The 18,819-nt window shown below is 71.8% G+C and carries 19 protein-coding genes; 10 read left to right on the top strand and 9 right to left on the bottom strand.

Annotated features, from left to right (window positions below):
• Window positions 1-115: 115 nt before the first annotated feature.
• Window positions 116-1,345 (bottom strand): hypothetical protein, encoded by a 1,230-nt coding sequence (locus ADX84_RS02195; RefSeq protein ID WP_049566526.1) that lies wholly within the window; start codon window positions 1,343-1,345, stop codon window positions 116-118.
• Between the two features lie 105 nt (window positions 1,346-1,450).
• On the opposite strand from ADX84_RS02195, the gene ADX84_RS02190 reads away from it, so the two are divergent.
• Window positions 1,451-1,996 carry a nitroreductase family deazaflavin-dependent oxidoreductase gene (locus tag ADX84_RS02190; RefSeq protein WP_049566523.1) on the top strand — a complete coding sequence of 182 codons (546 nt, stop codon included), beginning with the start codon at window positions 1,451-1,453 and terminating at the stop codon, window positions 1,994-1,996.
• A gap of 79 nt (window positions 1,997-2,075) precedes the next feature.
• On the opposite strand, the gene mshC is transcribed toward ADX84_RS02190, so the two are convergent.
• The 3 genes from mshC to ADX84_RS02175 all read right to left on the bottom strand — a co-directional run bounded on the left by mshC (window position 2,076) and on the right by ADX84_RS02175 (window position 4,082).
• Window positions 2,076-3,299, bottom strand: a complete 1,224-nt coding sequence (gene mshC, locus ADX84_RS02185; protein WP_082206252.1) for a cysteine--1-D-myo-inosityl 2-amino-2-deoxy-alpha-D-glucopyranoside ligase — start codon at window positions 3,297-3,299, stop codon at window positions 2,076-2,078.
• 94 nt (window positions 3,300-3,393) lie between these two features.
• Window positions 3,394-3,582 (bottom strand): hypothetical protein, encoded by a 189-nt coding sequence (locus tag ADX84_RS02180; protein WP_053107235.1) that lies wholly within the window; start codon window positions 3,580-3,582, stop codon window positions 3,394-3,396.
• A gap of 197 nt (window positions 3,583-3,779) precedes the next feature.
• Window positions 3,780-4,082, bottom strand: a complete 303-nt coding sequence (locus tag ADX84_RS02175; protein WP_049566517.1) for a hypothetical protein — start codon at window positions 4,080-4,082, stop codon at window positions 3,780-3,782.
• Between the two features lie 241 nt (window positions 4,083-4,323).
• On the opposite strand from ADX84_RS02175, the gene ADX84_RS02170 reads away from it, so the two are divergent.
• Entirely contained in the window at window positions 4,324-5,136 is an 813-nt protein-coding gene (locus ADX84_RS02170) for a family 16 glycosylhydrolase (protein WP_049566514.1), read from the top strand.
• A gap of 41 nt (window positions 5,137-5,177) precedes the next feature.
• Window positions 5,178-5,309 (top strand): hypothetical protein, encoded by a 132-nt coding sequence (locus ADX84_RS26935; RefSeq protein ID WP_255352542.1) that lies wholly within the window; start codon window positions 5,178-5,180, stop codon window positions 5,307-5,309.
• 80 nt (window positions 5,310-5,389) lie between these two features.
• Here ADX84_RS26935 and ADX84_RS02165 read toward each other — a convergent pair whose 3' ends face one another.
• Window positions 5,390-6,169 (bottom strand): NRDE family protein, encoded by a 780-nt coding sequence (locus ADX84_RS02165; RefSeq protein WP_049566581.1) that lies wholly within the window; start codon window positions 6,167-6,169, stop codon window positions 5,390-5,392.
• A gap of 263 nt (window positions 6,170-6,432) precedes the next feature.
• Here ADX84_RS02165 and ADX84_RS02160 point away from each other — a divergent pair, with 263 nt between their 5' ends.
• The 4 genes from ADX84_RS02160 (at window position 6,433) to ADX84_RS02145 (ending at window position 11,966) form a co-directional block, all read left to right on the top strand.
• Entirely contained in the window at window positions 6,433-8,904 is a 2,472-nt protein-coding gene (locus ADX84_RS02160; protein ID WP_369801039.1) for an HAD-IC family P-type ATPase, read from the top strand.
• A gap of 108 nt (window positions 8,905-9,012) precedes the next feature.
• Entirely contained in the window at window positions 9,013-9,603 is a 591-nt protein-coding gene (locus ADX84_RS02155) for an NUDIX domain-containing protein (protein ID WP_049566511.1), read from the top strand.
• Between the two features lie 60 nt (window positions 9,604-9,663).
• Window positions 9,664-10,035: a helix-turn-helix transcriptional regulator gene (locus ADX84_RS02150; protein WP_049566509.1), complete on the top strand. Its 372-nt coding sequence runs from the start codon at window positions 9,664-9,666 to the stop codon at window positions 10,033-10,035.
• Entirely contained in the window at window positions 10,032-11,966 is a 1,935-nt protein-coding gene (locus ADX84_RS02145; protein ID WP_049566506.1) for a cation-translocating P-type ATPase, read from the top strand. Before ADX84_RS02150 ends, ADX84_RS02145 begins: the two co-directional genes overlap by 4 nt.
• A gap of 4 nt (window positions 11,967-11,970) precedes the next feature.
• On the opposite strand, the gene ADX84_RS02140 is transcribed toward ADX84_RS02145, so the two are convergent.
• A complete protein-coding gene (locus ADX84_RS02140; RefSeq protein ID WP_049566503.1) occupies window positions 11,971-12,450 on the bottom strand; it encodes a GNAT family N-acetyltransferase in 480 nt (159 codons plus the stop codon).
• Window positions 12,451-12,553: 103 nt separating this feature from the next.
• On the opposite strand from ADX84_RS02140, the gene ADX84_RS02135 reads away from it, so the two are divergent.
• Entirely contained in the window at window positions 12,554-13,042 is a 489-nt protein-coding gene (locus ADX84_RS02135) for a nucleoside deaminase (protein WP_049566501.1), read from the top strand.
• A gap of 166 nt (window positions 13,043-13,208) precedes the next feature.
• Here ADX84_RS02135 and ADX84_RS02130 read toward each other — a convergent pair whose 3' ends face one another.
• Window positions 13,209-13,535, bottom strand: coding sequence for a nuclear transport factor 2 family protein (locus tag ADX84_RS02130; protein ID WP_049566498.1), 327 nt, complete (start codon window positions 13,533-13,535; stop codon window positions 13,209-13,211).
• Window positions 13,536-13,741: 206 nt separating this feature from the next.
• On the opposite strand from ADX84_RS02130, the gene ADX84_RS02125 reads away from it, so the two are divergent.
• Window positions 13,742-14,455, top strand: a complete 714-nt coding sequence (locus ADX84_RS02125; protein WP_049566495.1) for a potassium channel family protein — start codon at window positions 13,742-13,744, stop codon at window positions 14,453-14,455.
• A gap of 6 nt (window positions 14,456-14,461) precedes the next feature.
• Here the strand turns inward: ADX84_RS02125 and ADX84_RS02120 are convergent, their stop codons facing one another.
• Together ADX84_RS02120 and lnt are read right to left on the bottom strand one after the other, a co-directional pair.
• The gene (locus tag ADX84_RS02120; RefSeq protein ID WP_049566492.1) at window positions 14,462-15,058 is read right to left on the bottom strand and encodes an FxsA family protein; all 597 of its coding nucleotides are present in this window, start codon (window positions 15,056-15,058) and stop codon (window positions 14,462-14,464) included.
• A 161-nt stretch (window positions 15,059-15,219) separates the two neighbouring features.
• Window positions 15,220-16,863 carry an apolipoprotein N-acyltransferase gene (gene lnt / locus ADX84_RS02115; protein ID WP_049566490.1) on the bottom strand — a complete coding sequence of 548 codons (1,644 nt, stop codon included), beginning with the start codon at window positions 16,861-16,863 and terminating at the stop codon, window positions 15,220-15,222.
• A gap of 639 nt (window positions 16,864-17,502) precedes the next feature.
• On the opposite strand from lnt, the gene ADX84_RS02110 reads away from it, so the two are divergent.
• Complete coding sequence (locus ADX84_RS02110; protein ID WP_049566487.1) at window positions 17,503-18,723, top strand: ABC transporter ATP-binding protein; 1,221 nt, start codon at window positions 17,503-17,505, stop codon at window positions 18,721-18,723.
• The last annotated feature ends 96 nt before the right edge of the window (window positions 18,724-18,819 follow it).

The raw sequence follows: 18,819 nt of genomic DNA, 5'->3' as shown, positions 1-18,819 counted from the left end.
CGAAACGGACGCTGTCGGACAAGTGCACCATGCACCCCTCCATCCCCTCCTTCCCCACCACCGGCAGACGGAAGTCGTCCCGCCTGGAGCGACGCGGGCCCTCCCGGACGGGCGGTCAGGGGTGCGCGGCCAGGGCCGCCAAGGCCCCTCGGTCCGAGGGAAGGCCGAGCCCGTGAAGGACGAGGGTGAGGTCGGCGACGTGCGTGGCCCAGAGCCGGTCGTTGTCGACCACCGCCGTGAGGTAGGCGCGTTGGAGGTCGGTGGGGTCCACGACCTCGGGCACGGTCGTTCCCTCCCTGACTCCCATGGCCAGGCGGAGCAGACCGCTCAGGTCGGACTCGGAGGTGAACACGCTGGCCACCGCCGCCAGGGCCCGGAAGGCCGGGAGGAGGTCGGCCGCGTCCTCGGGGCCGGAGCGGTCCACCAGGGCGGCCACCAGCGAGAACCGTACGCGGCCGGGGAAGAAGCCGGGGCGGTCCTGGAACCAGGCGTCGGCGCCGCTCGGATCGGCCAGGGCCGCCCGGAGCTCTCCGAGGGCGACGGGATCATCCCCCAGGTGCTCCGAAAGCGCGGCGCAGGCACGAATGGCCTGGTCGGGATGGGTGAGGAAGGCGGAGGTGTCCCCGCCGCCCTCCACCAGGGCGAGCACGATCGCCGCTCCTTGGTCCCGGTTCTCGGCGAGGTCGGCGGCGCCGGACAGGTCCACCTCCGGTGCGTCCCCCAGGCGGCTCAGCGCGCCGCTGGCCGTCACCGCCTGTTGACGCACCCGACCGTCCGCGTGCGTGAGCAGCGGCCGCACCGCCCCGAGGAGCGCGGGCGCGGCCAGGTGCAGGTCCCGGAGGGCGGCGTGGAACAGGGTGTCCAGGAGCGGGTCCTCCCAGGGATCCCCGTCACCCTCCGCGTCGCGGTCGGCCCTCCGGGACAGGAGCGCGTCGAGTTCGTCCCGGCGCTCCCCCGGGTCCGCCAGCTCGACCAGTTCGGCGACCGAACGCCCGGCGGATGCCTCCGTGACCGCGCGGGCCACGTCGGCGAGGAACCCGAGCAGGCGCGGGCGGAGCGGATCGGAGGGTGCACCGGCCGCCTCACCCCACGGTTCCGACACCGGGAGGTCTCCCACGCGGTCCGCCAGGAGGCTGGCGACGAACAGGGCCGCGGGCGGGGTGGCCGGGTAGACGGTCCCCCGGCGCAGGATCGCACCGTTCAGGTAGCCAAGCGCCTTCGACCACTCCTCCTCCTTCTCGGAGAGCAGACCAGCGAGGATCTCCGGTGCGTCGGTCGCCGGACCGTGGGCGTGGAAGGTCCTCGACCAGTCGGTCGAGTGGAGGATGTCAGCTCTGGTGTCCATGGCCGCATCCTGGCAGCGGACACCGACCGTTGGCGTGGCGTCCCAGCCCCGGTGCCGGGCGGATCACTACACTCGGGCGCTGGAACCCCAGGTCAGGAGGCCGCCATGACGTTCGCCCAACCCCCGCGCGACCCACTCGGGCGCGCGATGTACCGCGCCCCGATCTGGATCTACCGACTGGGCCTGGGTGCGCTCCTGGGCGAGCGCTTCGTCCTGCTCACGCACCGGGGACGCACCACCGGTGAGGCACGCCAGGCCGTCCTCGAGGTGGTGGGCCGCAACGACGCCACCGGGGCGGTGTTGGTGGCCTCGGGCTACGGGGACCGGTCCCAGTGGTTCCGCAACATCCGCGCGCAACCGCGGGTCCTGTTCCAGGTCGGCAACCAGCGCCGCAGAGGGGTGGCCGAACCGCTCCCCCCGCGGGAGTCCGGACGCGCGCTCGCCCACTACGCGCAGCGCCACCCGGTGGCGGCCGCCGAGCTGATGCGCGGGCTCGGTCACGACGTGGAGGGATCCGAGGCCTACGAGCGGATCGGGTCCGACCCCGCCAACGGCGTCCCCGTGGTGCGGCTGCTCCCGGACGCGGAGACGGTCCGGTTCCCCGACTTCACCGCCCCCACGGGGCCGGGGGTGCCACGGCCCAGGGGCTGAGACAAGGCTCCGTGCCCGTCCCTGACGAACCGGACGGGAACGGGCACGGAGGTGTGAGGATACCGTGGACGGCGGTCGTCTAGAGCACGACGCCGAGCAGTGTGTCCACGGTGGTGCGCGCCAGACCGGGGGCCGAGGTGTCGGTGCCGCCCTGGGTCAGCGCGGTGGCCGCCCAGGCGTCCACGGCCGCGAGCGCGGAGGGGGAGTCCAGGTCCTCGGCGAGCGCGGCACGTACCGCGGCCAGCACGGGGGCCGCGTCCGGCCCCGCTCCGAGGGCCACCGCCGCACGCCAGCGCTCGGCGCGCTCGGTCGCGGCGGGCAGCTCGGCGTCGGTCCACTCCCACGGGGCGCGGTAGTGGTGGTCGAGCATGGCCAGCCGGATGACGGCCGGGTCCACGCCCTCCTTGCGCAGCTTGGACACGAAGACCAGGTTGCCCAGCGACTTCGACATCTTCTCGCCGTTCAGACCGACCATGCCCACGTGCAGGTGGTTGTGGGCGTTGGGCTGACCGGTGGCGCAACGGGTCTCGGCCGCGCCCATCTCGTGGTGCGGGAAGATGAGGTCGCTGCCGCCGCCGTTGAGGTCGAACGAGGGGCCGAGCCGGTCCAGGGCGATGGCGCTGCACTCGATGTGCCAGCCGGGACGGCCGCGCCCGAGGGGGCTGTCCCACGCGGGTTCACCGGGGCGCTCGGCACGCCACAGCAGCCAGTCCAGGGGGTCCTTCTTGTCCGCGCGCGTCGGGTCGCCGCCCCGCTGGCCGAAGAGGTCGAGCATCTCCTCGCGGCTGAGGTTGCTGATCTCGCCGAACTTCGACGCGGCCTCGACGGAGAAGTAGAGGTCGCCGTCCACCTCGTACGCGGCGCCGGTCTCGCGGATGCGGACGGCGAGCTCGCTGATGAGGTCGACGGACTCCACGACGCCCACGTACGACGTGGGCGGGATGATCGACAGGGCGGCCATGTCCGCACGGAAGACGTCGATCTCCCGGTGGGCGAGGTCGCGCCAGTCGACTCCGGTGGCCTCGGCCCGCTCCAGCAGGGGGTCGTCGATGTCGGTGGTGTTCTGGACGTAGTTGACGTCGTGCCCGGCGTCCCGCCACACGCGGTTGACCAGGTCGAAGGTCAGGTAGGTGAAGGCGTGCCCCAGGTGGGCGGCGTCGTAGGGGGTGATGCCGCAGGCGTACATACCCGCGGTGGAGCCCGGCGTGGTCGTCCTTATCCGTCCGGTGGCGGTGTCGTGGATACGGAGAGGGCCGCCGGAACCCGGCAGGGGGACGATGTCAGGCGCAGACCATGAACGCATACCGGGAAGCCTATCCGCACGTGCACGCGACAAACGCACAGATAGCGGGTGGGGTGGAAGGTGATGATTTCCCCAGGTGGGGCGGGAATACCGGTCACCGTTCCTGTGGCGCGGCGGGGATCCTGACCCGGCCGATGAGCAGGACGCTGAGGAGGGCGGTCCCGCCGCACAGGGTCGCCAGGAGTTCGTTGCCCAGGCGCCAGTGCAGGAGGGCGCCACTGAAGGAGACGACGTAGAGCAGCCAGTACGCCCCGGATTCGATGAGGTTGCCGCTTCGGCCCATGGTGGTGCCCCCTGCTGTGTACGCGTGCGTTCCACGCGTGTCCGACGGCGAATGCGCCGTCTCTCAGAGAGACGCCGCGATCACGCAGGGGGTTTACGCATTCCTTAGGTCGTGGCTCACGCCGCGGTGTGCCCTCGACCTCGCTCCTCCACCCTAGACAGGTGGCGGTCGGCCGAAGGCGCACGACGCACCGGCGGTCACGGGTGGGCGGCCAGCTGGAGATCGAGAAGGTCCAGGTCAGCGGCGCCCGGGAAGCCGGGGTCGTCCTTGAGCGCGCGCAGGCGGCGGCGGACCGGCCCGGCCTCGGACCGGCGGGTGAGCGGCTCGGCGACCAGACGCCCGCGGCCGGAGAGGGCTCCGGTCGGGGTACGCAGCGCCCAGCCGGTGTGGTCGGCGCGGGTCAGGAGCCCGACGGTGCCGTCCTTCTTCACCCGTACCCACTGCCCCACCAGGTCGGCGGGGTCGAACAGGGGCGCGGGGACGGCGTGGGCGCTCAGCATGTGGGTTCCTCGGTGGATCGTCGAACGTCTTTCCTGAAGGAGACGATCCACCACGGCGCCTATGACGCGCTTTCGAAAAACTTCTGAGAAAACCCGGAGAACCCGGTCTTGTGCTTCCGAATTACTAAACGTACAGTAACTTTTCAGAACCAAAGGTCACCAGGTGACCACACTGGGTCGCGACACGCGTGTCGGACCCGGTACTCCACCGCCCCTGTGGGGCTTCCCCCCGGAGTAGCCCATGCACCGCGCCCTGTTCATGGCGGTCATCACCGCCGCGGCCCTGCTCTCCCCCGCCACCGCCTCAGCGTCCACCACGGAGTCCGACATGCGGGCCACGCTCGTGTGGTCGGACGAGTTCAACGGCCCCGCGGGAAGCGCCCCCAACCCCGCGAACTGGAACCACGAGACCGGTGACCACGGCTGGGGCAACAACGAGCTCCAGAACTACACCAACAGCCGCGCCAACTCGGCACTCGACGGTAACGGCCACCTTGTCATCACGGCCCGCCAGGAGGCCCACGGCGGTTACACGTCCGCCCGCCTGACCACCCAGAACAAGGTCCAGCCCCAGTACGGCCGGGTCGAGGCGCGCATCCAGATCCCGCGCGGCCAGGGCATCTGGCCCGCCTTCTGGATGCTGGGCTCGAACTTCCCGAACACGCCGTGGCCGGACTCCGGCGAGATCGACATCATGGAGAACATCGGCCGCGAACCGCACCTGGTGCACGGCAGCCTGCACGGGCCCGGATACTTCGGCGGCAGCCCGCTGACCGGCTCCTACATGCACCCGCAGGGATGGTCGTTCGCCGACACCTTCCACACGTTCGCCGTGGACTGGCGGCCGGGTTCGATCACGTGGTCCGTGAACGGCATCGCCTACCAGACCTACACGGCGGCGGACACCCGGGGGAACCCGTGGGTGTTCGACCAGCCGTTCTTCATGATCCTCAACGTGGCCGTGGGCGGCAACTGGCCCGGCTACCCGGACGGAACGACCCAGCTCCCCCAGGAGATGCGCGTGGACTACGTCCGCGTGTACTCCCTGGACTAGGTCCTTTGGAGACCCGGCCGAGGGCACGGCAGAACGGGGCCGTGAACCAGACCGATCCCGACCCCTTCACCCCCGGTGACGCGGAGCGCCTCCGCGGCAACGCCCTCGTCGCCCTGACCGCCTTCACCTCGGTGACGCTCCTCGTGGCGCTGGCGTTCCTTTTGACGGTCTGACACCCGGCTCCACACGTGCGGCCCCGCCCTCCAAGGGCGGGGCCGCACGTCCTTCGCGTCCGTCCTTGGACCACCCGCGCCTAGACGTCGATCATGCTCCACGGTTCGGGGGCGGCGGGGGTGTCGGTGAAGGCGTAGCGCACCGTGTCTCGGTCCAGGGCGACCAGGGTGACGGAGCCGGTGGCCCACACCTGGCCGTCGCCCAGGTCCGCGTGGGCGATCAGGCCCGTCGGGTCACCTCCCGGGGTGGTGCCCGCCGACCGGGGCCGCTCGTGGGCCGCCTTGCCGATGAGCGCGGGCCACTCGCCCCAGATCTCCTCCGGGGTGGTCGCCTCGGGCAGGTCCGGGTCGGGTCGCGTGCGGGCGAACTCCGGGGTGTGCCGCGCGGCTCGGGGGTCGGCGGGGTCCAGACCCGTGTTGACCAGCGTGGTCACGCCTCGGGGAAGGGAGCGGACGTCCATACATCGTCCGTCCCAGCTGTACAGGGTCGCGCTGTACGCGTCGGCGTCGAGCAGGTGGAAGGGCGCGTAGCGGGTGGGGTCCTCGCCAGCGAGGGGGTCGCGCTGGGTGGACAGCGCCCTGAGCGGCAGGTCGCCCCTGCTCGCGGGGTAGGTACCCTCCCACGGCATCGTGCCGTCCCACGGCCAGCCGTTGAGCAGGGCGGCCATGCGTCGCCTGCGGGGATCCACGGCCAGCCAGGTGCCTCCGGCGAGCTGGTCACGGCCACCGACGAGGTGGGGACGCTCGGGCCAGTGCGGCGCGGGCCAGGCCCACGGGCGTGAGCGCATCTCGTCCCTCAGCGCGGCGACGACCAGCGGTGTCCTGGAGTCCGGATCGAAACCGACGATCACCGTGCACATCTCGTTGTCTCCCACGCGTTCGGGTCCCTTGCCAAGGACTCTACGACGCGAACCCCCGTGCGTGCCCGCTGGGGACACGATCCCTGGTCAGGGTGGTGCTGGCCCCAAGACGGGGGGTCGGCCGGGCACCACGGCGCGGCCGGGGTGTGCTCTTCTACTCTGGGGGCTCCCTAGTCTTGTGTGCGTTGACGCCAGGACCGTTTGAGCGGGGGTTTCACCGCTCCGGTCCCCCTTCGCCCTCCTTCGCCAACCAGGAGCCCTCCGTGCCCGAAGAAACCGACCGGTCCCGACTGGGTCCGTTCCCGACCGAGCCCGCGCCGGGCCGGTCCGTCCTCCTGGGGCCGCTCCCGGAGGAGGGGTTGTCGAGGGATGACGTCGCCGAACGCGTCGCGGACGGACGGACCAACGACGTCCCCGTCCGGGCGAGCCGCAGTGTCGGGCAGATCATCCGAGGAAACGTCTTCACCCGCATCAACGCGATGATCGCCGTCCTGTTCTCGGTCATCGCGGTGATCGGACCGGTGCAGGACGGCCTCTTCGCGCTGGTCATCGTGATCAACACGCTGATCGGCATCACCCAGGAGCTGCGCGCCAAGCGCACCCTGGACAGGCTCGCGATCGTCAACGCCGCGCGACCCCGGGTGGTACGCGCTGGCGCCACCGTGCGGGTGTCCACCCAGGAGATCGTCCTGGACGAGGTCCTGGAGGTCGGGGTCGGCGACCAGGTGGTGGTGGACGGCGTCGTGACCTGGGCCGGGGGTCTGGAGATCGACGAGTCGTTGCTCACCGGAGAGGCCGACCCCGTGCTCAAGCAGGCCGGGGACACGGTGATGTCGGGCAGCTTCGTGGTGGCTGGGGCCGGGCGGTTCCGGGCGACGAAGGTGGGACGGCACGCGTACGCGGCGCGCCTGGCCGAGGAGGCGAGCCGGTTCTCGCTGGTGCGGTCCGAGCTGAGGTCGGGGATCAACGCGATCCTGACCTGGATCACCTACGCCCTGTTCCCGATCGGCGCCCTGCTCGTCTACAGCCAGCTGTTCATGAACGGTCAGGTCGCGTTGGACCAGCCGGACTCCGGGGGCGTCCCGGGGCCGCTGGCCGACGCCCTGCGCGGCATGGTGGCGGCGTTGGTGTCGATGATCCCCGAGGGCCTCATCCTGCTCACGAGCATCGCCTTCGCGGTGGGGGTGATCCGGCTGGGGCGCCACCGTTGCCTGGTGCAGGAGCTGCCCGCGATCGAGGGTCTGGCCCGGGTGGACGTGGTGTGCACGGACAAGACCGGCACGCTGACCGAGGTCGGTATGAAGCTGGCCGAGATCCGTGACCTGGGCGGTTCCTCGGAGTCCCCCACTCTGGTGCTGGCCGCGCTGGCCGCGAGCGACCCGGACCCGAACCCGAGCATGGCCGCGATCGCTGAGGGGTGCGCGGCCGGTGGGCGGAAGGCCCCGGACTGGACCGTCACCGCGCTGGCCCCCTTCTCCTCCGCCCGCAAATGGAGCGGGGCGAGCCTGCTGACACCGTCGGGTGAGGGGCACTGGGTGCTCGGCGCCGCCGACGTCCTGGCCGAACCGGCCTCTCCCGCCGCCGCGGAGGCGGCCCGCCTGGGCGCCCAGGGGCTGCGGGTGCTGTTGCTGGCGCGGGCCTCGGCCCGGGTGGACGACGAGTTCGCCCCGGGAACGGTGGAGCCGGTGTCTCTGGTGGTACTGGACCAGCGGGTACGCGAGGACGCCCGGCCCACCCTGGACTACTTCGCGGACCAGGGCGTGGACGTCAAGATCGTCTCCGGCGACCACGCGGCGTCGGTGGGCGCGGTCGGCCGCGAACTGGGATTGTCCGGGGCCGACCGCCCGATGGACGCCCGGGACCTGCCCGAGGAGCCGGAGCGGATGGCGCGGGAGGTGGAGGGCCGCTCGGCGTTCGGCCGGGTCACCCCCGAACGCAAGCGCGACATGGTCCGCGGCCTGCGCGACCGCGGGCACACGGTGGCGATGACCGGTGACGGCGTCAACGACGTGCTCGCCCTGAAGGAGGCCGACATCGGCGTGGCGATGGGTTCGGGCAGCCCCGCCTCGCGTTCGGTCGCCCAGCTGGTCCTGTTGGACAACCGCTTCGCGGTCCTGCCCAGGGTGGTGGCCGAGGGTCGCCGGGTGATCGGCAACATCGAGCGGGTGGCCAGCCTGTTCCTGACCAAGACCGTGTACACGATGACGCTGGCGATCATCGTGGGCCTGCTGGCGGTGGCCTACCCGTTCTTCCCTCGGCACGCGACGCTGATCAACGCGGTCACCTTCGGCATCCCGTCGTTCTTCCTGGCCCTGGCGCCCAACACCGACATCGCCCGGCCGGGGTTCGTCCTGCGGACGTTGCGGCTGGCGATCCCCTCGGGGCTGGTGGCGGGGCTGGCCGCGGTGACGACCTACCTGCTGGTGCTCGGCGGGCGCACGGTCCCGGACCCGGCGGACCGCACGGCGGTGGTCATCACTCTGTGCGCGACCACGCTGTGGGTGCTGCTGTTGGTGGCCAAGCCGTACGTGTGGTGGAAGGTGGCGCTGGTCGGCTCCATGGTGGGTCTGCTGACTCTGGCCATGGTGACTCCGTGGGGGCGTTGGTTCTTCGACCTCGACGTGAGTGATCCGACCAAGGTCCTGACCGGGCTGGCAGTGGCGGGGGTGGCGATCGCGGTGATCACGGTGATCCGCGTGGTGGACGACCGGATGACGAGCCGCGCCGCCGCCTAGCGGGGGTTCGGGGTACCACCTCGGGGCCGGTCAGCGTGGGAACTGTTCAGGGCCGGTGCCGAGCCGCGATCCTGGGGGCGCCACGTGTCCGGATCGACAGGAGCCACATTGAGCATCCCCAACACGCATGTCCGCGCCGTGCTGGACGGCTATCTGGAGCGCTTCCCCAAGGAAGTCGACGCGGCCGACCCCCTGGTGCGGGCCCTGGACGGCGGGCACGAGCTGTCCTCGCCCAAGGAGTTCCGTGTGGGACACGTGACCGCGGGGGCCGTGGTGCTCGACCCGTGTTGGCGGGTGCTGATGGTCCGGGAGGGCGAACAGGGCCCCTGGCTCCTGCCGGGCGGGCACCTGACCACCGAGGACGGTGCGCTGGACGAGGCGTCGCTGGGTCGTCTGACGGAGTCCACGGGCCTGGCCCCCGAGCGGATCGAGGTCTCCCGGGCGGGGTCGGACGCGCAGGCGCTCCCGTTGGACCTGGACGTCCACCGCGTCCAGGAGGACCCGGACCGGGGCGAGCCCGAGCACGTGCACTTCACGTTCCTGTACCTGTACCGGGCGACGGCCGCCACGGTGCCCGCGAGGGGTGGCGCCTCCGACGCCCTCGCGTGGCGGCCCCACACGGACGTGCCCTCGGCTCGGTTGGCCGCGAAGATCTCCCAGACGCTGGCCGCTTCGAGAACGGCGGCCGAGCACGTGTGACCGCGGGACCGCGACGGGCCCCCGTACTGATTCATCGTCAGAACAGAATATGATCGTCGCATGACGATCAATGATGACGTGGAGGGGGCCTGCGCGGGCTCCGGGCTGGACGCCGCCGAGGCCCTCTTCCACAGCCTCTCCGACGGGACCCGCCTGGCGATCGTGCAACGCCTGGCACGGGGCGAGGCACGCGTGACCGACCTCGTGGACCAGCTGGGCCTGGCCCAGTCCACGGTCTCCAAGCACGTGTCGTGCCTGCGGGACTGCGGGCTGGTCGACGGCCGCCCCCAGGGTCGCCAGGTGTTCTACTCCCTCAGCCGCCCCGAACTGATCAACCTGCTCGCGGCCGCCGAGACGCTCCTCGCCGCCACGGGCAACGCGGTCGCCCTGTGCCCCACCTACGGAACCGACAGCGGCGACGGTGCGCGGTGAGCGACACCTGCTGCGGCGACGCCCCGACCGCTCCCGGGCGGACGACCGAACCCGAGGAACCCACCCGGCTCCGGCAGGTCCCCGAGATCCGCTTCGCCGCCGTCGCCGCGCCCCTGCTCCTCGCCGGGTACGCGGCGGCCTGGTTCGGGACCCCCGACCCACTCCCCCTCCTCCTGAAGTCCGCGGCGCTGGTGGTCGCGGGCTGGACCTTCGTCCCGGTCACCCTGCGCCGCCTGTTCGGACCGGGTCCGTTCCGGGACCGGATCGGCGTGGGCACCCTCATGACCCTGGCCGCCTTCGGAGCCGTGGCCCTGGGCGAGGTGGGGGAGGCGGCGATGCTGGCCGTGCTCTTCACCGTCGCCGAGGGCCTGGAGGGTTACGCCGTCGCCCGCACCCGGCGCGGTCTTCGCGCCCTGCTGGACCTGGTGCCCGCGCGGGCGACCGTCCTGCGCGACGGGATCGAGCACACCGTCTCCCCCGACCGGATCCGGCCCGGGCAGACCCTCGTGCTGCGTCCGGGCGAGCGATTGGCCACCGACGGCGTGATCTCCTCTGGGCACACCAGCCTGGACACCTCGGCCATCACCGGGGAGTCCGTGCCCGTGGAGGCGGGCCCCGGCGAGGCCGTGTACGCGGGATCGGTCAACGGAACGGGCCCGCTGGAGATCACCGTGACCGCCGGTGCCGAGGACAACTCCCTGGCGCGGGTGGTGCGCGTCGTTGAGGCCGAGCAGGCACGCAAGGGTCAGGGGCAGCGGCTGGCCGACCGGGTCGCCCGTCCCCTGGTCCCCGGGGTCATGATCGTGGCCGCCCTGGTGGCGGTGGTCGGGTCGCTCATGGGCGACCCCATGACCTGGGTCGAACGCGCTCTGGTCGTGCTCGTGGCGGCCTCGCCGTGCGCGTTGGCGATCTCCGTGCCGGTGACCGTGGTGGCCGCCGTCGGCGCCGCCTCACGCCAGGGCGCGCTGGTCAAGGGCGGTGCCGCGCTGGAGGCGATGGGAAGGGTCAGGGTGGTGGCCCTGGACAAGACCGGGACCCTCACCCGGAACGCGCCCGCCGTGGTGGAGGTGGTGCCCGCCCCCGGACACACTCGGGAGCGGGTCCTGGCCCTGGCGTCGGCGCTGGAGGCCCGCAGCGAACACCCGCTGGCCCGAGCCGTACTGGCCGCGCACCCCGTGCCCCCTCCCGCGCGGGACGTCCGTGCGGTGCCCGGACACGGGTTGACCGGCCGGGTGGAGGGCGTGGAGGTGCGTCTGGGCCGTCCCGGCTGGGTGGCGCCGGGGCCCCTCACGAGCGAGGTCGAACGGTTGCTGGACGCGGGGGCCACCGTGGTCGTGGTGGAGGAGGACGGCGCCGTGGCGGGCGCACTCGCGGTCCGGGACGAACCGCGGCCCGAGGCTGCCGAGGTGGTCGCGGAGTTGCGCCGCTCCGGCCACCGGGTGGCGATGCTGACCGGGGACCACCCCGTCACGGCCCGGGCACTGGCCGCCGAGGTCGGAATCGACCCGGACCAGGTGCACGCCGGTCTGCTGCCCGAGGACAAGGCGCGGGTGGTCGGTGAGCTGCGCGCCGGGGGCCCGGTGGCGATGGTCGGCGACGGGGTCAACGACGCCCCGGCTCTGGCCGGGGCCGACCTCGGCGTGGCCATGGGGGCGATGGGCACCGACGTGGCCGTGGAGACCGCGGACGTCGCCCTGATGGGTGAGGATCTGCGTCACCTGCCCGTGGTGCTGGAACACGCCCGCCGTTGCCGGACCGTCATGTGGCAGAGCGTCGGACTGTCGTTGGCGATCATCGTCGTCCTGGTGCCGTTGGCCCTGTTCGGCGTGTTGGGCCTGGCGGCGGTGGTCCTGGTGCACGAGGTGGCGGAGGTGGTGGTCATCGCCAACGGCATGCGTGCCGGACGCCGACCCCGCACGCTCGGGCGGTGACGGCTCACAGGCTCCGGTAGTAGTGCACCACCGGCGAGGCCACGAAGCCGGCCTTCTCGTAGACGGCCCGTGCCGGGGCGTGCGCCTCGTCGCCGCCGGTCCGGATCACGGCGACGGCCATGCCCTCCTCCCGGATTCGGTCCACGGCGAACTCGGTGAGCGCGGTGCCCGTGCCCCGCCCCTGCTGGTCGGGGTCGACCCCCAGCAGGTGGACCAGACCGGTGCCGCCCTCGCGGTCGAACCGGACGGTGACGAACCCGCTCACGTGGTCGTTCACCGCCACCCACGCGAGCGCCTCCTCCGAGTCCAGGTCCTCACGGACGTCGCGCGCGTGCGCCCGGCGCCAGTCTCCGACGACCTGTCGGTGGAGTCGCGTCCCCAGGGTCCGCTCCAGGGCCCGGTGGGCCGGTTCCCACGCTCGCAGCGCGATGTCGACCACGGTCTCGCGGTCGCCCGGATCGTAGGGCCGGATGCTGATCTGCATGGGTCGCAGCGTAGCCACACGCGCCCGGGTCGGCCAGTGGTTTGCCCCGGCAGGGCGGGCCCCGCGATACGTTGGCGCCCAACCCGAGGGAAGGAGCCCCGTGATGGTGGACGAGACCGATCTGCGTCACCTGCGGCGCGCGGTCGACCTGGCCGCCGAGGCGCTGGACAGTGGCGACGAACCGTTCGGTTCCGTGCTGGTGGGCTCGGACGGCGCGGTGCTGTTCGAGGACCACAACCACGTGGCCGGGGGCGACTCCACCCGGCACCCGGAGTTCGCGATCGCCCGCTGGGCCGCCGAGCACCTGTCCCCCGCCGCACGCGCGTCGGCGACCGTCTACACCTCGGGCGAGCACTGCCCGATGTGCTCCGCCGCCCACGCCTGGGTGGGCCTCGGGCGCATCGTGTACGCCAGCTCTTCGGAGCAGTTGGGATCCTGGCTGGAGGAGTGGGGTGTCCCCGCCGGTCCGGTGCGGGCGCTGCCGGTCAACGATGTGGCTCCGGGGGTTCCGGTGGAGGGTCCGGTGGGCTCCCTGAGCAAGGAGGTCCGGGGTCTGCACGCCCGGCTCCACGGGCGTGCGACGGACCTCTGATTCGGGCGCGGCCCGGAGGCGGGAAACGGATTGCGCCCACTCCCCTGATCGAAAGTGATCGAAACGATCAGTGCCGGTGAGCCGAACATCCTGTCGTCCGATATGCCCCCGGACGCACCGGTGGCCGGTCCGCGATCCCACCCTCCGGGGGTCGAGGTGTCGCCGGTCACCCCTCCCTGATGGTCATCCGGGCGATGCGGTCCCCCTCGACGGAGAACGCGAAGGAACTGGGTCCGTTGGCGTGCTGGGACCGCCAGTCGCCGACCACGGTGACGCCGTCCCCGGTGGCTTCGGCCGAGCGCACGTCCAGCACTCCCCGGGCACCGATGAACTCCACGTCGCTCCACCGTTTGATGGCCTCGCGCCCCCGGAACTCGCGCCCCCAGTCGTCCACCACACCGTCCGGGGTGAAGGCGTCCAGGAACCCCTGCTCGTCGTGGTCGTTGACCCTGTCGATGAACGACGCGACCGGCTCGGGGATGCTCGCGCTCATGGTGCTCCTCCGCGTTCGGGCGCGGACCCTGGTGGCCCCGCTCCCTGAGGATGCTCGCAGCCGATAGGTCTGCCGAGTACCGACGGCGCTCCAAAGTCGGGCAAACACCTCCCGCGCCTCACACGGCCGTGTGCGTCCCCGGGCTAGCCTCCCGGCGACCGGTGGCGTCGTCCGGGGCGCCGTCGGTGCAAACGGAGGGGGCGTGCATGCGTGGTCGACCGGGGCTCACACACCCCCTGGTGGCGTTCCTGACCGCCTCGGTACTGCTGCACTTCGCGTATCCGCTGACGTTGCGCGGACAGGTCTGGGAGATTCTGTACGTCCTGCTGTACCCGGCCGTGGTCCTCCTGGGCGTGCGGGTGGTGCGGGCCGAGGGCCATCGCCTGGTCCCCGTGGCCGTGCTGTCCGCGGTGTTCCTGGCCGCCGGGTTCTGGGCGGCCCTGCACCCCGAGGTCCCCACCGCCCGTCTCTGGCTGTTCTGCGCCGTGGTGCTGTTCCAGGGCTATCTGATCCTGAAGCTGCTCGTGTTCGTGTTCACGTACCGGCAGCGGCACAGGGGCGAGACCGGACCGCAGCTGATCATGGCGGCGATCTGCGCCTACCTGCTGCTGGGCGGGGTGTTCGCGGCGCTGTTCGGCATCGTGGAGGCGCTGTGGCCGGGCGCGTTCGAGGACTCCCTGGCCCCGGGCACGGCAGTGGACTGGCAGGACCTGACCTACCTGAGCTTCGTCACCCTGGTCACACTGGGCTACGGCGACCTGGTGCCGCTCACCCCGTGGGCGCGGTCGCTGGCCACCGCCGAGGCGGTGGCGGGGACCCTGTTCCTCACCACGGTGATCGCCCGCATCGTCGGCGCCTACGTGTCCGTCACCGAATCCGGCGGGTCCGGGACCGGGGCCGAAACGGACGGGAGCGCCTGACGCGCCTCAGGCGCGGTCGTCGTCCTCGGGCTCGAACTGGCCCTGGATGACACGGCCGCGGTTGGTGGCGGAGCGGTCGCCGCCGTCCGCGCCGGGGGCGCTTCCGGGGGTGGTGCCGAACGGATTTGCGGGCGTGCCGGAACCCGCGGGACCGCCGGGGCCGAAGGGGGCCTGGTTCGGGATGGTGGCGCCACGGGCGGCGAACTCCTCGTTCACGCGCTCCTGCATCTTCTTCATCCGTCGGGCCGCCCAACCGGCGAACACCCACCGCAGGGCGGGCCGGGTGACCGGGGTGGCCAGCAGCAGACCGACCGCGGCGGTGAGGAAGCCGGGGATCACAAGCAGGATGCCACCGGCCATGAGCATCAAGGGGTCGAGCAGGCCCTTGCGCGGCTGTTCGCCGGTGCGCATGGCCTCGTCGGCCTCCTGGACGACCTCGCGGAAGGCCCGGCCGGTGTGGCGCAGGACGGCCACTCCCAGGACCATCAGCGAGACCAACGCCGCCAGTGTCCACGGCACGCCGATCTGTCCGCCGACCCAGATCATCAGGCCCACCTCAAGGAAGGGCAGTGCCATCAGCGCCAGCACAATCAGCAGCGGCATCGCGAATCATCCTCAGTGTCGTGGGCCGGAGTCGGGTCTCCTCTTGCTGGAGAGAACGTACCCGTGGTGTGAATGGTTCCCGGTCCGGACGCTCCCACCCGCGTCGGGCGCCGCCGGTCCGGCCCGCGAGGGGACCGGACCGGTGGGGCGGAGCCGTGGGTTCAGGCCCGGGACCTGCGCGAGACGACGACCGAGGCGACCACCGCGCCCAGACCGAGCGCCGCCAGCAGGGCCTCGGGGGCCGGGCCCAGACGCGTGGCGACCGTGGGGCCCTCCATGGCGGTGAGTTCGGCGACGTTGATGTCGCGCTCGGCCTCCGGCGACTCGTAGGCCACCCGGCCGTTCGGCTCGATGACCGCGCTGACACCGCTGGTGGAGACCACCACCGCCGGTCGACCGTGTTCGACGGCGCGCAGCTGGGTGATGGCCAGCTGCTGCTGGGACTGGCCGGTGAAGTTGTAGTTGGCGTTGTTGGTGGGGATCACGATGATCTGGCCGCCCGCGGCCACGGACTCGCGCACGGGCGAGTCGAAGGCCACGTCGAAGCAGATGCCCATGGCCAGTGTGGTGCCGCCGATCTCCAGGGCGCCGGGGTCGGTTCCGGGGATGGCGTCGGAGCTGACCTGGCCCAGGCGGGAGACGAACCGCGTGAAGAACTCACGGTAGGGGACGTACTCGCCGAACGGGACGAGGTGGCGCTTGTCGTAGGCGTCACCCGGACCGGTCTCGGGGTCCCACACGAGGCTCTGCACGTGGCGCGTGCCGTCGTCGTTGAACCGGCTCAGCCCCCACAGGAGGGGCGCGCCCACGTCCTGGGCGGCGCCGTCGATGGTCCTCGCGGCCTCGGGGTCGCGGAAGGGGTCGATGTCGCTGGCGTTCTCGGGCAGGAGCACGAGGTCGGGCTGGGGGTACTCACCCTCCCGAACCGCCTCGGCCAGCTCCGAGACGCCGTCGGCGTGGTTGTGGAGGACCTGGGCGCGTTCGCCGAGGATCGAGATCTCACCGACGTTGGGCACGTTTCCCTGGACCATGCCGACGGTGACGGTCTCCAGAGGAGCCGGGCGGCCGATCGCGGGGGCCACGAGGCCGCCCAGGACGATCGCCGCGCTGGTGGCCAGGCCCAGGGCCGGAAGGAGCACCCGCGCGCGGCCCCTGGCGGTCACGGCGCGCAGGACCGTCCACACCAGCATGGCCCCGGTCAGGGCCACGACGAAGGACACCAGCGCGGAGGACCCCAGAGCGGCGTATCCCACGAAGGGAGTGTCCGGCTGGGCGAAGGCGAGTTTGCCCCAGGAGAACCCGCCGAGCGGCCAGCGGGCGCGCACCGCCTCCTGGGCCACCCACAGGGCGGCGGTCCAGACCGGCCAGTAGGGCAGCCGCGCGACCAGGGACAGCCCCATGGCCATGGGAAGGAAGTAGGCGGTCTCGAGGGCGGCGACGGCCAACCACACGTCGAAGCCGAAGATGTCCTGCCAGTGGACCAGCGGAACCATGAGCGCGGCGCCGGACAGGGCACCGAGCCACGCGGCGCGTCGCATGCGCGTTCCGCTCACGGCCAGGAGGAGCAGGGCGGCGCTGAGCGGCCCGAGCCACCACAGCCCGTACGGCGGGAGCGCGAAGAGCTGGGCCAGACCCGCTCCGACGGCGGCCAGGGTGCGCCACAGCGGGTCGAGGCGTCCCCAGCGGTGCCCCGGGGCCAGGGGGGACCACGTCGTGGCCCGCGCCTCGGACTCCGGCGCCGTGGTGTTCGGCGAGGGTCTTTCGGGGCTCGGAGCTGGCTCCGACCCCTTCTGCTCGGCAACCACGTGGGATGCTCGCTTTCCGCTGGGTACTGAGGTCCTGGCGGTCAGCATATTGGGGGGACGCGGAAAAGGCCCGAGCCACCCTTCGGACCGGCTCCGTCCCGTCGGCGGCGAGCTCGGAAGACCGTTGTCTACTGGATGTTCGGGCCTTTTCCGGGTCCAACCCCCCGCCCGGTCGCGGTACTCCGCTCCTCACCCGATCCCAGCTGCACCTGGCGCGTGATGCAGCGTCCAATCGGACGAGTGGGGGCCGCACAACCGGTCCGTCCAGTGCTGGACTGGTCGTTAGGTTACCCAGACTCCCCGACCCCTTGTCTCAACCCGGCCGCCGTGTCGTGGCCGCCGACCCAAGTGGTGGGAGGGGAGAACGTGATGAACCGTGCGCCAGGCTAACGCACCTGAGCCGCGCACGCCAGCTGACCGGGTGCGGTTTGCGCATGACCGCAATCGGATCGAAATCAAAACCGCTCTGGACATTTTGATCGCGATCAGGTCTGATGTGATCAAGAATTCAGCCCGTTTCGATCAACTTCGAACATCGGGCTCGGGTGGAGGGGTTCCTGGCGGGGTCAACGTGCCCCGGAAACCTCCGCCCACCATCGGATACGCCACATCACCGAGCCAACGCGGGAGCTGACAGCCATGGCGGAGATCGTCCTTGAGGGCGTCGACAAGATCTACGGCGGCGACGTCAAGGCCGTCGACGACCTCAACCTCCGGATCAACGACGGCGAGTTCATGGTGCTCGTCGGCCCGTCCGGTTGTGGCAAGTCCACCGCGCTGCGCATGATCGCGGGACTGGAGGAGATCTCCGCGGGGACGCTGCTGATCGGCGACGAGATCGTCAACGACCGTCCGCCGAAGGACCGCGACATCGCGATGGTCTTCCAGAACTACGCGCTCTACCCCCACATGACCGTCGAGCAGAACCTCGCCTTCGGTCTGAAGCTGCGCAAGGCCCCCAAGGCCGAGATCGCCCGCCGTGTCGGCGAGGCCGCCGACATGCTCGGTCTGGAGCCCTACCTCAAGCGCAAGCCGGGCGCGCTCTCCGGCGGTCAGCGCCAGCGTGTGGCGATGGGCCGCGCCATCGTGCGCGAGCCGCAGGCCTTCCTCATGGACGAGCCGCTCTCCAACCTGGACGCCAAGCTCCGCGTGCAGATGCGCGCCTCCCTGAACCAGCTCCACGAGCGTCTGGGCGTCACCACCGTCTACGTCACCCACGACCAGATCGAGGCCATGACCCTCGGCGACCGGGTGGCGGTCCTGCGCGACGGCCGCCTCCAGCAGGTCGACACCCCCAAGCGACTCTTCGACTCCCCCGTCAACCTCTTCGTGGCCGGATTCATCGGTTCCCCGGCGATGAACTTCGTCGACGCCGACCTCTCCCGCGACGGTGACGGCGCCGTACTGAGGTTCGCCGGGCACGAACTCCCGGTCCCGGCCGGGATCCTCAAGGAGCGCACGGGCCTGAGCGAGTACGTGGGCCGTTCGGTGATCCTGGGCATCCGTCCCTCGGACTTCAGCGACGCCGAGCTCGACGGCAGCGGTGACACCCGCATCGAGGTCACCGCCGACGTGACCGAGGAGCTGGGAACCGAGATCAACGTGATCTTCGGCATCGACGCTCCGCCCGTCCGCCACGAGGACGCGGCCGCCCTGGCCAAGGACGCCGCCGGCGACGACGAGGAGAGCGCCGAGGCCGCCCTGCCGCTGGGCGACAACCGCTCGCAGTTCACCGCCCGCGTGAGCCCGCGCAGCAGCGTGCGCCCGGGCAGCACCATCAGCCTGGCGGTGGACGTCAGCCAGCTGCACTTCTTCGACCAGGAGAGCGGCCTGGCGATCGGCCACCCCGACAACGTCTGATCGACCCTCCCCAGGTCCGGTCCACACCTCCCCGGACCGGACGCGCGGGCGGCGCCCCATCCTCCGGGGCGCCGCCCGTCTCCGTCGTCGCGGTCC

It is taken from the genome of Nocardiopsis sp. SBT366 (assembly GCF_001083815.1).
Taxonomy (GTDB): domain Bacteria; phylum Actinomycetota; class Actinomycetes; order Streptosporangiales; family Streptosporangiaceae; genus Nocardiopsis; species Nocardiopsis prasina.
The sequence above is the reverse complement of the archived record's forward strand: the minus strand, read 5'-3'. Positions and strand labels throughout refer to the sequence as shown.

Coding starts and splice junctions, on each gene's coding strand:
- ADX84_RS02195 (WP_049566526.1), bottom strand. CDS start 1,345: ATGGACACCAGAGCTGACATCCTCCACTCGACCGACTGGTCGAGGACC.
- ADX84_RS02190 (WP_049566523.1), top strand. CDS start 1,451: ATGACGTTCGCCCAACCCCCGCGCGACCCACTCGGGCGCGCGATGTAC.
- mshC (WP_082206252.1), bottom strand. CDS start 3,299: ATGCGTTCATGGTCTGCGCCTGACATCGTCCCCCTGCCGGGTTCCGGC.
- ADX84_RS02180 (WP_053107235.1), bottom strand. CDS start 3,582: ATGGGCCGAAGCGGCAACCTCATCGAATCCGGGGCGTACTGGCTGCTC.
- ADX84_RS02175 (WP_049566517.1), bottom strand. CDS start 4,082: ATGCTGAGCGCCCACGCCGTCCCCGCGCCCCTGTTCGACCCCGCCGAC.
- ADX84_RS02170 (WP_049566514.1), top strand. CDS start 4,324: ATGCACCGCGCCCTGTTCATGGCGGTCATCACCGCCGCGGCCCTGCTC.
- ADX84_RS02165 (WP_049566581.1), bottom strand. CDS start 6,169: ATGTGCACGGTGATCGTCGGTTTCGATCCGGACTCCAGGACACCGCTG.
- ADX84_RS02150 (WP_049566509.1), top strand. CDS start 9,664: ATGACGATCAATGATGACGTGGAGGGGGCCTGCGCGGGCTCCGGGCTG.
- ADX84_RS02140 (WP_049566503.1), bottom strand. CDS start 12,450: ATGCAGATCAGCATCCGGCCCTACGATCCGGGCGACCGCGAGACCGTG.
- ADX84_RS02135 (WP_049566501.1), top strand. CDS start 12,554: ATGGTGGACGAGACCGATCTGCGTCACCTGCGGCGCGCGGTCGACCTG.
- ADX84_RS02130 (WP_049566498.1), bottom strand. CDS start 13,535: ATGAGCGCGAGCATCCCCGAGCCGGTCGCGTCGTTCATCGACAGGGTC.
- ADX84_RS02125 (WP_049566495.1), top strand. CDS start 13,742: ATGCGTGGTCGACCGGGGCTCACACACCCCCTGGTGGCGTTCCTGACC.
- ADX84_RS02120 (WP_049566492.1), bottom strand. CDS start 15,058: ATGCCGCTGCTGATTGTGCTGGCGCTGATGGCACTGCCCTTCCTTGAG.
- ADX84_RS02110 (WP_049566487.1), top strand. CDS start 17,503: ATGGCGGAGATCGTCCTTGAGGGCGTCGACAAGATCTACGGCGGCGAC.